We start from the raw sequence: 13,682 nt of genomic DNA on the forward strand, positions 1-13,682 counted from the left end.
TTCCGGATGCCCCGCCGCCCGCCCCGGACACCCCGCTGTGATCGCGCTCATCGTCGCCCACTTCGCGCTGGCGGCCTGCGCGGGCCCGCTGGTGCACCGGCTCGGCCGACGGGCCTTCGTCGTGCTCGCGCTGCCCCCGGCCGCCGCGACCGTCTGGGCCTTCACCCGCTGGAGCACCGCCGCCTCCGGAGCCGCCGACACCTGGACCTGGGAGTGGATCCCGGACTACGGGGTCACCCTCGACCTCCGCCTGGACGCGCTGTCCGAGCTGATGGTGCTGCTCGCCGCCGGGGTCGGCGCGCTCGTCCTGCTCTACTGCGCCTCCTACTTCACCGACGACACCCCGCAACTGGGCCGCTTCGCCGGAAACCTCCTCGCCTTCGCGGGCGCGATGCTCGCCCTCGTCCTCGCCGACGACCTGATCACGCTCTATGTGTTCTGGGAGCTGACCACGGTCTTCTCCTATCTGCTGATCGGCCACGGCAGCGAACACCGGCACAGCCGCCGCTCCGCCCTCCAGGCCCTCGTCGTCACCACCTTCGGCGGCCTCGCCATGCTCGTGGGCTTCCTGATCCTCGGTCAGGCCGCGGGCACCTACCGGATCTCCGCGATCCTCGCCGACCCGCCCGAGACGACCCTCGCCGTGTCGATCGCCGTGGTCCTGGTGCTCTGCGGGGCCCTGTCGAAGTCCGCGATCTGGCCGTTCTCCATGTGGCTGCCGAACGCCATGGCCGCGCCGACCCCCGTCAGCGCCTATCTGCACGCCGCCGCGATGGTCAAGGCCGGGGTCTACCTGGTCGCCCGGCTCGCCCCCGCCTTCGCCGACGTCCCCGTCTGGAAGCCCGTCGTCATCGTCCTCGGCGGCGCGACCATGCTGCTCGGCGGCTGGCGGGCGCTGCGCCTCAACGACCTCAAGCTCGTCCTCGCCTACGGGACCGTCAGCCAGCTCGGCTTCCTCACCCTGCTCGCCGGGACCGGCAACCGTGACGCCGCGCTCGCCGCCGTCGCGATGATCCTCGGACACGCCCTCTTCAAGGCCCCGCTGTTCCTCGTCACCGGCATCGTCGACCACGCCGCCGGCACCCGTGATCTGCGGGAGCTCTCCGGCGTCGGCCGCTCGCTGCCGTACGTCGCCGGGGTCGCCGTACTCGCCGCCGCCTCCATGGCCGCCCTGCCGCCGCTGCTCGGGTTCGCCGCGAAGGAGGCCGCGTTCGAGGCCCTGCTGCACGGCTCCGCCGCCGACCGGTGGGCGCTGGGCGTCGTCGTCGCGGGCTCCGCGCTGACCACCGCGTACACCCTGCGGTTCGTCTGGGGCGCGTTCGCCCGCAAGCGCGGCGTCCCCGACACCCCGGTCCACTCCATCGGCTGGGCCTTCCTCGCCCCGCCCGCCCTGCTCGCCGTCCTCGGCCTGGTCCTCGGCCCCGGCGTCGGCTGGACCGACCGGCTGCTGGGCGCGTACGCCGACACGTTCCCGCCCGACCCGGACCCGTACCACCTCGCCCTCTGGCACGGATTCGGCCTCGCGCTGCTCCTGTCGGCGCTCGCCTGGGCCGCGGGCACCGTGCTCTTCCTCGGGCGCTCCCGGGTCACCCGGCTCTCGCGGCGGATCGCCTGGCCCACCGCCGACAGCGTCTTCGGCCATCTGCTGCTCGGGCAGGAACGTCTCGCCCTCCAGGTCACCGGCTTCATCCAGCGAGGCTCGCTCTCGGTGTACCTGGCCACCACCCTGCTCGTCATGCTCGGCGGCCAGCTCGCCGTCCTCCTGGTCGACACCCCCTGGGACGGGGCCGTACGCCCCCGGGTCTGGGACAACCCGCTCCAGGGCGCGGTCGCCGCCCTGACCTGTGCCGCCGCCCTGCTCTGTCTGACGGTGCGCCGACGCATGAAGGCCGTCGTCCTGGCCGGGCTGACCGGATACGGCACCGCGCTGCTCTTCGTCGTCCAGGGAGCGCCCGACCTGGCGCTCACCCAGTTCTGCGTGGAGACCGTCGCGATGATCGTGTTCGTGCTGGTGCTGCGCCGGATGCCCGTCCACTTCCAGGAGACCGTGAGCACCTGGCGGCGGGCCACCCGCGTCCCCGTCGCCCTCGCGGCGGCGGCCACCGTCGGCGTCGGGATGTGGGTCGCCGCCGCCGCGCGCACCGCCCCGCCGGCCGGCGCCGCCATGGTCCAGGAGGTCGCCGACCACGGGTACAAGGACGTCGTCGCGACGATCCTCGTCGACCTGCGCGCCTGGGACACGATGGGGGAGTCCGCGGTGCTCGCCGCCGCCGCGGTCGGCGTCACCAGCCTCATCTATCTGCACCGCCGCAGCGAGGGCACCATGGCCCAGGAGGAGCTGCGCGGCCGCACCGCCTGGTCCCTCTCGGCGCACCACTCCTCCCGGCTGCCGCTCGGCGACGACGCCGCCCCCGAACGCAGCTGGCTGGCCGCCGGAGCCACCCTCGCCCCCGAGCACCGCTCGATCGTCTTCGAAGTGGTGGCCCGGCTGCTGTTCCACCCGATCCTGGTGCTCTCGGTCTATCTGCTGTTCTGCGCCGAGTCCCTGCCCGGCGGCGGCTTCGTCGCCGGACTCGTCGCCGGGGTCGCCCTGATCACCCGCTATCTGGCGGGCGGCCGCTTCGAACTCGCCGAGGCCGCACCCCTGCAGCCCGGACTCTTCACCGGACTCGGCCTCTTCATCTCCACCGGGGTCGGCCTCATCGGACTCGCGGAAGGCACCGTCCTGCACGCGTTCACGTACTACGGACATCTGCCGGTCTTCGGCAAATACCACCTGAGCACCTCGGTCCTCTTCGACTTCGGCGTCTATCTGCTGGTCCTCGGCGTCGTCCTGGACATCGTGCGGGCCCTCGGCGCCAAGGTCGACCGGCAGATCGAACGGGCGGCGGGCGTCCTCACCCCCGACGGCGGCCCCGAGGCGGGAGGACCCTTGCGATGATCGTCAGCGCCTCGCTCATCGCCACCGCCGTCGTGCTCTGCGCCGTCGGCGGCATCCTCATGCTCACCCGCCCGCTGACCCGCATCCTGCTCGGCGCCGTCGTCCTCAGCAACGGCATCAACCTGCTGGTGCTCTCCTCCACCGGCCGGGCCGGCGCCGCCCCGCTGCTGTACGGGGTCTCCCTCAGCCGGGTCACCGACCCGCTGCCGCAGGCCATCGCGCTGACCGCCATCGTCATCACCCTGGCCACCACCGCGTTCCTGCTGGCCATGGCCTACCGCAGTCACCAGATCACCGGCACCGACGAGGTCCACGACGACCTGGAGGACCGGCGCATCGTGCTGCGCGCCGAAGTCCTCGGCGAACGGGACCAGTTGCGCGAGCAGTTCCGGTCGGGCGCCGAACCCACCGCCGAGGAGCGCGAACGCTACCGGGAGGAGCGCCGCCGGCTCCGCGACCGGCTCCGCGCCGACCGCGCCCGCCAGGCCCGCGGCCGCGATGCCTCCGGCAACCTGTGGAACGACGTACTGGGCGCGGACCCCGAGGACTACGCACGCGACGGCGACGCCAAGGCGGACGACCGCTACCCCCGTGACCGAGGAGCCCGAGGATGAACGCGCTCGTCCCGCTGCCGGTGCTGCTGCCGCTGTGCGCCACCGGCCTGAGCCTGGCCTTCGGCACCCGGCTGGGGCGCTTCCAGCGCTTCATCAGCGTGGCCGTGCTCACCGCCGTCACCGCGCTCTCGGCGACCCTCATGGTCGCCGCCGACCGGCAGGGCCCGCTCTCCGTCCACCTCGGCGACTTCGCCCCGCCGCTCGGCATCACCCTGGTCGCCGACCGGCTGTCCGGACTGATGCTCACGGTCTCCTCGGCCGTCACGCTCTGCGTGCTCGTCTACTCCCTCGGCCAGGGCATGACCGACCGGGACAAGGAGACCCCGCTCGCCGTCTTCCACCCCGCCTATCTGATCCTCGTCGCCGGGGTCTCCTGCACCTTCCTCGCGGGCGACCTCGTCAACCTCTACGTCGGCTTCGAGATCATGCTGGTCGCCAGCTTCGTCCTGCTGACCCTCGGCGGCACCGGACCCCGGATGCGGGCGGGCTCCACGTACGTGATCATCTCGCTGTTCTCCTCGATGCTCTTCCTCACCGCCATCGCCATGACGTACGCGGCCACCGGCACCGCCAACTTCGGCCAGCTCGCGGTACGGCTGGCCGACCTCCCCGTCGGCGTACAGACCCTGATCCAGGCGATGCTGCTGACCGTCTTCGCGATCAAGGCCGCCGTCTTCCCGCTCGCCGCCTGGCTCCCCGACTCCTACCCGACCGCCCCGGCCCCGGTGACCGCCGTCTTCGCCGGACTGCTCACCAAGGTCGGCGTCTACTGCATGCTGCGCACCGAGACGCTGCTCTTCCCCGGCAACCGCATCGGCGACCTCCTGATGGCCATCGCCCTGGCCTCGATGGTCATCGGGATCCTCGGCGCGGTCGCCCAGACCGACCTCAAGCGGCTGCTCTCCTTCACCCTGATCAGCCACATCGGCTACATGGTCTTCGGTATCGGCCTCGCCACCCGCGAGGCGTACGGCGGGGCCATCGTGTACGTCGCCCACCACATCACCGTCCAGACGACGCTGTTCCTCGTCGCCGGGCTCATCGAACGCCGGGGCGGCACCACGGAGCTGACCCGGCTCGGCGGGATGGCCCGGGCGGCGCCCATGCTCGCCCTGCTGTTCTTCGTCCCGGCGATGAACCTCGCCGGGATCCCGCCGCTGTCCGGCTTCATCGGCAAGCTCGGGCTGATGCGCGCGGGCGTCGCCGACGGCGGCGGCTGGGCCTGGGTTCTGGTGGCCGGCTCGGCCGCCACCAGCCTGCTGACGCTGTACGTGGTCGCCAAGGTCTGGAACCTCGCCTTCTGGCGGGCCGCCCCGCCCGGACAGGCCGCCGCCGGCACGGTCCTGGAGTCCGGCGACGACAGCGACGACGACACCGACGCGGGCCCCGACGACATCCCCGGCACCGGCGACGAGGGCATCGGAGCCACGCCCCCGCCCGCCGGTCGGGCCGTCGCCGCGACCCTGCACGGACGGGCCGTCATCACCACCAGCCGGCTGCCCCGCACGATGGTCGCGGCCACCGCGGCGACCATCGCGATCGGCCTCGCCTTCACCGTGTTCGCCGATCCGCTCACCGCCTTCACCGACCGCACGGCCGCCGAACTCCTCCAGCGGACCCCCTACATCCAGGAGGTGCTGGGCCGGTGAGACGGATCCTGCGCTTCTCGTTCAGCAACGCCGATCTGCCGCCGCTGAGCTGCGAGTTCGGCACCCGCCGCCGACGGGTGATCGATCTGCCGCTGATCGCCTGGCTCACCGTCATCTGGGTGCTGCTCTGGTCGACCCTCACCTGGGCCAACGTCCTGACCGGCCTGGTCGTCTCGGTCCTCGTCTGCCTCGCCTTCCCGCTGCCCCGGGTCGACCTCGGACTGCGGCTGCACCTCTGGGGCATCATCTGCCTGGCCGGCTATCTCTTCCACGACATGTACACCTCGGGGGTGAAGGTCACCCGGCAGATCTTCTTCGGCCTGCCGCACCGGGCCGCCGTCATCGGCGTCCCGCTGCGCTGCCGCAGCGACCTGATGCTCGCCGCCACCGCCGTCGCCGTCTCCAACGTCCCCGGCGGCTCCATCATCGAGGTGCGCCGGGCCACCGCCACCGTCTTCCTGCACGTCCTGGACGCCGACCGGCCCGAGGAGCTCGAAGCCGCCCGCCGCAAGGTGTGGCGGCTGGAGGAACTGACCGTACGGGCCTTCGGCACCCCCGACGAGATCGCCCGGGTCGCCGAACCCCCGCCACCGCCCCAGCTCGCCGCCGGGAGGCCCGCACCATGACCGCACCCGAACAGGTCGACCGGATCCTGCTGACCACCGCCGTCGTGCTGATCCTCGTCGCCGGGGCGCTGCTGCTGGCCCGGATCTGGCGCGGCCCCTCCATGCTCGACCGGGCGATCTCGCTGGACGTCTGCGCCGCCCTGATCATCGCCGGCCTCGCCGCCAAGTCGGCTTTCGCGCGCGACCCGTTCTACTTCCCGATCATGCTGGTGCTGGCGTTCCTCGGGTTCACCGGCTCGGTGGGCATCGCCCGCTTCATCGCCGTACGCGACCGGCCCCGCCACCCGCACCACGGCGACACCCAGGAGGGCCCGCAGTGAGTCTCTGGCTCCAGATCGTCGACACGGCCGGCGCCGTGCTGCTCCTCATCGGCGCCGCGATCTGTCTGCTCGGGGTGATCGGCATGCTCCGGCTGCCCGACGTCCTCTCCCGCAGCCACGCGGCGACCAAGCCGCAGACCCTCGGCATGATCCTGGTGCTGGCCGGGGTCGCGCTGCGGCTGCGCAGCGGCATGGACCTCGCCACCCTCGCCCTCATCGCCTTCTTCCAGATGCTCACCGGACCGGTGGCCTCGCACCTGGTGGCCCGGTCCGCGTACCGCACCGGCCAGGTCGAACACAGCGAGTTGCTCTTCGACGAGCTCGACGAGCAGCTCACCGACGGCAAGTGACCGCTCTCCGGCGGCCGTCACGGACAAAGCCCCCACGGCCCCGGGCCCGCGTGCCATGATGCGGGCACTGCCGGACGCTGGGGGGCGTAGTGGAAAGCACGGGCACAGTGCTGCGCGCATTGCGCGGCGCACAGAAGAGCGCCAAGGGCGTCTCGCTCTACTCGCGGTACGTGAACCGGCCCGCCGGACGGCTGCTGGCGGCCGGGGCCCATCGGGCGGGAATGACGCCCAATCAAGTGACCTTGACCAGTGCGCTGTTCACCTACGGCGCGCTGGCGTCGGTGGCGCTCGTCGAGCCGTCGTGGACGCTCGCCGTTCTGGTCTACGCGGCGCTCGCGGTCGGCTTCGCCTTCGACTCCGCCGACGGGCAGCTCGCCCGGCTCACCGGGCGGGGCGGGCCGGACGGGGAGTGGCTGGACCATGTCGTGGACTGCGGGAAGCTGGTGCTCGTCCACACCGCCGTCCTGATCTCCTTCTACCGCTTCGGCGAACTGCCCTCGGACACCTGGTTGTTGCTTCCGCTGGGCTTTCAGCTGGCCGCCGTGGTGACCTTCTGCGCGGGGCTGCTGCGCGAACAGCTCGGCAAGGCGGCGGCGAGCGCCCGGGGACCGTCCTGGGCGGAACCGGCGACGCCCGCGCAGCCGGTGTCCCGGGTGCGGGCCGTGGCGCTGCTGCCCGCCGACTACGGCGTGTTCTGCCTGGTGTTCCTGCTGCTCGGCGCACCCGGGGCCTTCCGCGCCGGGTACGCCGCGCTCGCGGTGGTGCACACGCTGTTCCTGGCGGCCTTCCTCGCCAAGTGGTTCAGGGAGCTGAAAGCGCTCCGGGCCGGCTGACGAGCACGTCCAGCGCCCGGCGCAGCTGGGTGCTGGACGTGTGCACGGTGTACGGGAAGTAGACGACCTCCACGCCGACTTCGGCGAAGTCGCGCTCCAGCTTCTGGCCCTTCTCGGTGCCCCGCCAGTCGTCGCCCTTGAAGATCACGTCGAACCGGACCTGCTGCCAGGTCTCGACCTTGTCCGGCACGGTCTCCACGAACGCGGCGTCCACGAACCGCACGCTGCGGACGATCTCCAGTCGTTCGCGGAGCGGGATCATCGGCGTGTGCCCCTTGGCGAGGGCCGCCATCTCGTCCGACACGACCCCCGCGACCAGGTAGTCGCACTGGCTGCGGGCGTGCCGCAGGATGTTGAGGTGCCCGACGTGGAACAGGTCGTACACCCCGGGTGCGTAACCCACCCTGTGCTGCACCATCCGTATCTCTCCCCCCACGGTGAACGTGATCCGGTGATGTTCCAACGACCTTACTGTGAAGAACACTTGTGCAAGCCGTGAACGGATAAGCTCGGCAGGGGCTGTTCCCCGGTGGGGACAGCGGCTGTCGTGGGGGGAAGGCGATCGTCCGATGTCCGAAACATCAAGGCCCAGTCCGCTGCGAGGCCGCCGGCTTCTGGTGGTTTCGACCAACTACGCCCCGGAGCTCACGGGCATCGGCCCGTACGCCACCCAACTGGCGGAGCACTGGGCCGCGTCCGGCGCCCGCGTACGGGCGCTCACCGGTATGCCGCACTACCCGTCCTGGCGGCTCGACGAGAACTACCGAGGCGTCTGGCGGACGGTGGAGATACGCGGCGGCGTCGGAGTGCACCGGCGCAGGCACTATGTGCCGCCCCGTCAGACCGCTCTGAAGCGAGCCGCGTTCGAGGCGAGCATCCTCGCCACCGGGCTGTTCGCACCGCCGCCCGGCCGGCCCGACGCCGTGATCTCCCAGATGCCCAGCCTCGCCGGCGGCGTCATCGGAGCCCGCCTCGCCCGGCGCCACCGCGTCCCCCATCTCCCCGTCGTCCAGGACCTGATGGGCGCCGCCGCCGCACAGAGCGGCATCCGGGGCGGCGGCAGGGCCGCCGCCGTCGCCGCGGCCGCCGAGCGGTACGCACTGCGCGGGGCCGCCCTCGTCGGCGTCATCCACGAGAGCTTCGTCCCCGGCGTCAGGGCCCTCGGCGTCGACCCCGGCCGCATCCGCCTCGTCCCCAACTGGACCCATGTACAGGGCCCCACCGCCGACCGCGCCGCGACCCGCGCCCGGCTCGGCTGGCCCGACGGGGTCCCGGTGATCCTGCACTCCGGCAACATGGGCCTCAAGCAGGGCCTGGACGTCCTGGTGGACACCGCCCGCCTCGACCCCGGCCTCCGCGTCGTCCTGATGGGCGACGGCAACCAGCGCGACGCGTTGCGCGCCCGCGCCGAGGGACTCGCCAACGTGGAGTTCCTGGAGCCCGCGGGGGCCGAGGAGTTCACCGACGTCCTCGCCGCCGCCGACGTCCTCGCGGTCACCCAGCGCGCCTCGGTCCTCGACATGAGCGTCCCCTCCAAGCTCACCTCCTACTTCACCTCCGGACGCCCCGTGATCGCCTCCGTCGCCGACGAGGGCGGCACCGCCGACGAGGTCCGCCGCTCGGGCGCCGGGCTCCTCGTCGCCCCCGAGGACCCGGCCGCCCTGCTCGAAGCGGTCCGGAAGCTGGCCGCCGACCCGGCCGCCGCCGACGCCCTCGGCGCCGAGGGCCCGCGCTACGTCGCCCGCCATCTGAGCCGGGAGGCGGGCCTCGCCCGCTTCGACGACCTGCTCGCCGAGGCCCTGCCGGACGCACGAGGGAGCTCCCGCCGATGACGCCACAGCACCGCGCCCCGGACGACCAGGACGAACCGGCGCTCCTGCGCGACCAGTTCCGCCAACTCCTGCGCTACCGCTCCCTGCTGGCCACCGGCGTCGTCATCGGCCTGCTCGGCGGCGGCTATCTCGCCCTCGGCGGCGAGGACACCTACACCGCCACCGGCGAGGTCCTCGTCCGCTCCGCGATCTCCGACCCCTTCGCCGCCGGAGCCACCGCCGACAAGGGCATCAACATCGGCTCCGAGCGCCAGACCGCCGTCAGCGACACCGTGGGCACCCTGGCCGCCGGAACGCTCCTCAATGAGGGCGACGACGTCACGGCCCGCAAGCTGCTCGCCGGACTCCAGGTCACCAACCCGCCCAACACCCTCACCCTCCGCTTCTCCTACACCGGCGACACCCCCGAGCAGTCCCGCGCCCGCGCCGAAGCCCTCGCAGGCGCCTACCTGGCCCACCGCAAGGCGCGTACCGAGGAGAGCATCGAGAACATGGCCGGTGGCTACCGTGCCCAGCTGAAGCCGCTGGAGGAGAAGCGCGACCTGCTGGAGGAGCAGGCCGGTGCGGCAGCGGCCGACGACGTCACCAGCGCCCGCGCCAACATCATCGTCTCCATCTCCGAGCTGAGCCGGAAGATATCCGAGCTGAAGGCCCTGGACACCACCCCCGGCTACCTTAACAAGAAGCCCGTCGCCCCCACCTCGCCGACCGGCCCAGGACTGCCCCTGCTCCTCGGGCTCGGCGGCGTCGTCGGTCTCGCGCTCGGGCTGCTGCTCTCCTGGGTGCGGCTCGTCTTCGACCCCGCCGTACGCTCCACCCGCGAACTCGTCCACTCGCTCGGCGCACCCCTGCTCGGCACCCTGCCCCGGGAACGCGCCGCCGCCGGCAGCCTGCTCGCCATCGGCCGCGGCGGCTCCCGGCTCGCCGAGGAGTACCGCGCCGTCGCCTTCCGGCTCGCCTACGACCCCTCCTTCGCCGAGAGCCGCCGTCTGCTGGTCACCTCCCCGCGCGGCGACAACGCGGCGGCCGCCGCCGCTGCCGCCAACCTGGCCGCCGCGTTCGCCGAGATGGGCCGGGACGTGCTGCTCGTCGAGGCCGATCTGCGCACCCCGTCGCTCGCCGACGACCTCGGCTCCGCCGCCCACGAGGTACGGCCGCCGCGCTGGGCCGCCGAGGAGAGCGACGGCAGCTGGCCCACCGGCGGCCGCTCCAACGTCGACGTCCCCGGCTCCGGAGCCTTCGCCCTGATCCCCGGCACCACCGCCGACAACGTCCCGCGCGCCCTGACCTCACCGTCCGTCGGCCGCATCGTCGCCGAGGCCGACCGGCCCGGCGGTGTCGTCATCGTCCTGGCCCCGCCCGTCCTGTCCTACGCGGACGCGGTCGCCCTGGTCGACCGGGTCGAGGGCGTCATGATCGTCTGCGACCCGCGCGAAGTGCACCGCAGCGACCTGGAACGCATCCGCGAGATCATCGGCGCCTCCGGAGGTTCCGTGCTCGGCGCCCTGCTCCACCCGGGCCGGGGCCGCCTGCGGCGGGCCGAGCGCCGCGCCAAGGCCGCCCGCCGCCGCTCCACCGGCGGCGACGGTGGTGGAGGCGGGGGCGGCACCCCGTCCGCCGAGGCGGACGCCCCCGAGCTGACCGGCGATCCCGCCGAGACCCTCGGCCTGCGCTCCGTCAACCTGCCGGCCGCCCGCCGGTGAGAGCCCGCACCGCCGTCCTCTGCTCGGTCGCGGACCAGGGCGTGGCGGCGCTCACCAACATCCTGGTGCTGGTGGCCGCCGCCCGGCTCTCCACCCTCGCCGACTTCGCCCGGTTCTCCGCGGTCTACCTGGTCTTCACGGTGCTCCTCGGCGTCTCGGGCGCGTACACCGGGCAGCCGCTGGTCCTCCGGCGCGGCGCGGGGAAGGAGACCCGGGGCGCCTGCCGGTCCGCCGTCACCTTCACCGTGCTCGCCGCCGCCGCGCTCGGCGCACCGCTCGCCGCCGTCTGCGCCCTCGTCCCCGGCGACACCGCCCGCGCCCTGCTGATGCTCGGCCTCGTCCTCCCGGTGGTGCTGGGACAGGACGCCGTACGGTACGCCTTCTCCACGCTCCAGCGGCCCCATCTCGCCCTGACCTCGGACCTGTTGCGGCTCGCCTGCGTGCTCGGGGCGCTCTCCGTACAGGACTACGGAGCCTCCCCGGCCCGCCTGATCGCCGTCTGGGGCCTGTCCGCCCTGCCCGCACTTCTGCTCTCCGCCGCCCTCCTGCACCGTGCCACCGCCGGATCCCCGCTGCGGCTGCGCCCGATGCTGCGGCGCGGCCACCTCGGACAGCGCTTCACCGTCGAGTTCGGCGTGGGCAACGCGACCGGCCAGCTCTCCGTCCTCGGCCTCGGCGCGGTCGGCAACCCCCTCCTCGTCGGCGCGCTGCGCGGCGCGACGACCCTCTTCGGCCCGCTCAACGTGCTCTACACCTCCGCCACTTCCTTCGGCCCGCCGCTGCTGGGCCGCATCGACGACGAGCGCCGCCGGATCCGGGCCACCGCGTTGCTCGCCGCCGTCCTCGCCGCGACCGCCGCCCTCTGGGCCACGGTGCTGGCCCTGCTGCCCGACGCCGCAGGCCGCCAACTCCTCGGCGACACCTGGCCGGTGGCCGCCGAACTGCTCCCGGCGACGGGCAGCCAGTACGCCGCGATGGCCGTCGGCACCTGTGGCCTGCTCGCCCTGCGCATGCTCGACCCGCGCACCACGCTCGCCATCCAGGTCGTCTTCTCGCTCACCGCCGTGGCATTTCTCGCGGGCGGTTACGCCGTCGGGGGCGTCCCGGGCGCGGCCTGGGGGCTGTTCCTGGGCTCGCTCTGCAAGGCCGTCGCCACCTGGATCAGAGTGGCGCGGCTGCGCCGGCACAGCCCGGCCCGCGACGGGGACGTCAGCGCCGACGCCCTGCCCGCCGCTCCGTGAACGTGGCGATCGCGACCAGGCACAGCGCGGCGATGGCCAGTTTCCCCGCCGCCTGCAGCAGCGGGCCGCGCAGCAGGATGAAGGTGTATCCGGCGATCAGCGGCGCGGCGATGGCCAGCACGCTCCCGGGGCCTGGCCCCGCCCGGGTCACGGCCAGGGCGTAGCGGCGGTCGGTGCGGGCCGACGCGTAGCCGATCAGCGCCATCCCGCCGATCATGCCGGACGCGCCGAGATCGACCCAGAACTCCGTCCACAGCGGGGCCGAGAGGTTGGTCATCCGCAGCCCCATCCACTGCCCGACCCGGACCCCGGTGTCCTCCGGCTTCCCGCTCCACACCGCGCGCGGCACGAAGAACAGCCCGGAGCCCGCCAGTTGGCGGCCGTAGGTGTGGCCCCGGGTGTCCACCCACGAGATGGTGTTGGCGAACATCACCATCTGGTCGTAGTCCTTGGTCACCAGCGGATCGAAGACCGAGGCCGACTGCACGGACCGCTGGCTCCCCTCCTCGTACCGGAACCTGTCCGCGTACGGGAACAGCACCAGCGCCCCCACCACGCCCGCCGTCAGCACCGTCCGGTAGACCGCCGCACTGCTCGGGAACGCGGCGAACACGAACGCCACCACCACCGTCAGGAACCAGTAACGGGCGTTGGAGACCGGGTTGTTCACCAGCAGGTTCAGCGCCGCCAGCGCCACCCACACCAGCACCGTCGACGGTCTGCGCCGGGCCCGGTAGGAGGTGGCCAGACGGCGGGTGTAGAAGAGCAGCGCCAGCAGCGCCGGGACCTGGCCGAAGCCCTTGAGGAACGCCGAGCCCACATTGGACCCCTCCGTGACCACCCCGCTCGCCGCCACGGTCTCGTTGATCTCCTGCCTGCTGGCGAAGAAGACCGCGGGCCCGCCCAGCTTCATCACGTAGAACGCGCTCGCCGTGAACGCCAGCAGCACCAGCAGCCGCAGCCGCAGCGGATGAGCGACGGCGGGCCCGCCGCCCGAGCCGCGCGCGGAGGGGGTCCGGCGGCGCAGCGGGCGCCGGGAGGCCAGCAGTGCCCCCAGGTCGTAGGCGGCACACCCGACCAGGACCATCGCGATGGCCGTGACCAGGTCCTGGCGCGGCCCCACCATCGGCGTCGGCGTCTGACCGATCACCACCTGGGCGAACGGCGCCACGCCCATCGCGATGTACACGAACATCCAGAAGACGCCCTGGAGCAGCCGCCGCCGGGTGGAGAGGATCATCGTCGCGAGACGGGCGCCCGCGTAGCAGGTCAGCACCAGCTGGAGCCAGTACGCGGTGTCCCGGACCCCGTCGCCGGGCTGGGCGGCGATCACCGCGGGCAGGAAGCAGACCAGGCCCAGGATGAGCGGCACGGACAGCGCCCGCGACAGCATCGACCAGGCGATCGGCCGCTCCGGAGGGCCACCGGGAACCCCGGGCCCCCGTGGGCCCACGACGGTGGGAGCGGCCTGCTCCCGCGCCGACGTGTGCACCGACGTCATGCGCCCCCCCCGGGATCAGTGAACCGCTGAACACTCTAACGAATCAGCCCACTTGAGGGGGGCCGATGACTA

At 73.0% G+C, this 13,682-nt stretch carries 12 protein-coding genes; 10 read left to right on the forward strand and 2 right to left on the reverse strand.

Annotation, left to right across the window (positions count from 1 at the left end):
• Positions 1-37 precede the first annotated feature (37 nt).
• The 7 genes from ACSMXR_RS29255 (at position 38) to ACSMXR_RS29285 (ending at position 7,333) form a co-directional block, all read left to right on the forward strand.
• Positions 38-2,941, forward strand: coding sequence for a Na+/H+ antiporter subunit A (locus tag ACSMXR_RS29255; protein WP_137230360.1), 2,904 nt, complete (start codon positions 38-40; stop codon positions 2,939-2,941).
• On the forward strand, positions 2,938-3,555 hold the full coding sequence (locus tag ACSMXR_RS29260; protein ID WP_359144371.1) for a Na(+)/H(+) antiporter subunit C: 618 nt from the start codon (positions 2,938-2,940) through the stop codon (positions 3,553-3,555). The genes ACSMXR_RS29255 and ACSMXR_RS29260 overlap by 4 nt, the downstream gene beginning before the upstream one ends.
• Entirely contained in the window at positions 3,552-5,204 is a 1,653-nt protein-coding gene (locus ACSMXR_RS29265; RefSeq protein WP_137230364.1) for a Na+/H+ antiporter subunit D, read from the forward strand. Before ACSMXR_RS29260 ends, ACSMXR_RS29265 begins: the two co-directional genes overlap by 4 nt.
• A complete protein-coding gene (locus ACSMXR_RS29270; protein ID WP_137230366.1) occupies positions 5,201-5,830 on the forward strand; it encodes a Na+/H+ antiporter subunit E in 630 nt (209 codons plus the stop codon). The genes ACSMXR_RS29265 and ACSMXR_RS29270 overlap by 4 nt, the downstream gene beginning before the upstream one ends.
• Entirely contained in the window at positions 5,827-6,150 is a 324-nt protein-coding gene (locus ACSMXR_RS29275) for an MrpF/PhaF family protein (RefSeq protein WP_137230368.1), read from the forward strand. The genes ACSMXR_RS29270 and ACSMXR_RS29275 overlap by 4 nt, the downstream gene beginning before the upstream one ends.
• Positions 6,147-6,500: a monovalent cation/H(+) antiporter subunit G gene (gene mnhG / locus ACSMXR_RS29280; protein WP_137230370.1), complete on the forward strand. Its 354-nt coding sequence runs from the start codon at positions 6,147-6,149 to the stop codon at positions 6,498-6,500. Before ACSMXR_RS29275 ends, mnhG begins: the two co-directional genes overlap by 4 nt.
• 89 nt (positions 6,501-6,589) lie before the next feature.
• Complete coding sequence (locus ACSMXR_RS29285) at positions 6,590-7,333, forward strand: CDP-alcohol phosphatidyltransferase family protein (protein ID WP_364882205.1); 744 nt, start codon at positions 6,590-6,592, stop codon at positions 7,331-7,333.
• On the opposite strand, the gene ACSMXR_RS29290 is transcribed toward ACSMXR_RS29285, so the two are convergent.
• Positions 7,302-7,751, reverse strand: a complete 450-nt coding sequence (locus tag ACSMXR_RS29290; RefSeq protein ID WP_030079843.1) for an FAD synthase family protein — start codon at positions 7,749-7,751, stop codon at positions 7,302-7,304. The genes ACSMXR_RS29285 and ACSMXR_RS29290 overlap by 32 nt on opposite strands.
• A 151-nt stretch (positions 7,752-7,902) precedes the next feature.
• Here ACSMXR_RS29290 and ACSMXR_RS29295 point away from each other — a divergent pair, with 151 nt between their 5' ends.
• The 3 genes from ACSMXR_RS29295 to ACSMXR_RS29305 are packed head-to-tail and all read left to right on the forward strand — an operon-like array spanning position 7,903 to position 12,109.
• Positions 7,903-9,165, forward strand: coding sequence for a glycosyltransferase (locus tag ACSMXR_RS29295; protein WP_473170247.1), 1,263 nt, complete (start codon positions 7,903-7,905; stop codon positions 9,163-9,165).
• Complete coding sequence (locus ACSMXR_RS29300) at positions 9,162-10,868, forward strand: P-loop NTPase family protein (RefSeq protein ID WP_473170248.1); 1,707 nt, start codon at positions 9,162-9,164, stop codon at positions 10,866-10,868. The genes ACSMXR_RS29295 and ACSMXR_RS29300 overlap by 4 nt, the downstream gene beginning before the upstream one ends.
• The gene (locus ACSMXR_RS29305) at positions 10,865-12,109 is read left to right on the forward strand and encodes an MATE family efflux transporter (protein ID WP_473170249.1); all 1,245 of its coding nucleotides are present in this window, start codon (positions 10,865-10,867) and stop codon (positions 12,107-12,109) included. The genes ACSMXR_RS29300 and ACSMXR_RS29305 overlap by 4 nt, the downstream gene beginning before the upstream one ends.
• Here the strand turns inward: ACSMXR_RS29305 and ACSMXR_RS29310 are convergent.
• Complete coding sequence (locus tag ACSMXR_RS29310) at positions 12,078-13,610, reverse strand: hypothetical protein (RefSeq protein ID WP_381909217.1); 1,533 nt, start codon at positions 13,608-13,610, stop codon at positions 12,078-12,080. The genes ACSMXR_RS29305 and ACSMXR_RS29310 overlap by 32 nt on opposite strands.
• Between the last annotated feature and the right edge of the window lie 72 nt (positions 13,611-13,682).

The sequence above is a fragment of the Streptomyces sp. DSM 106670 genome (genome assembly GCF_055792845.1).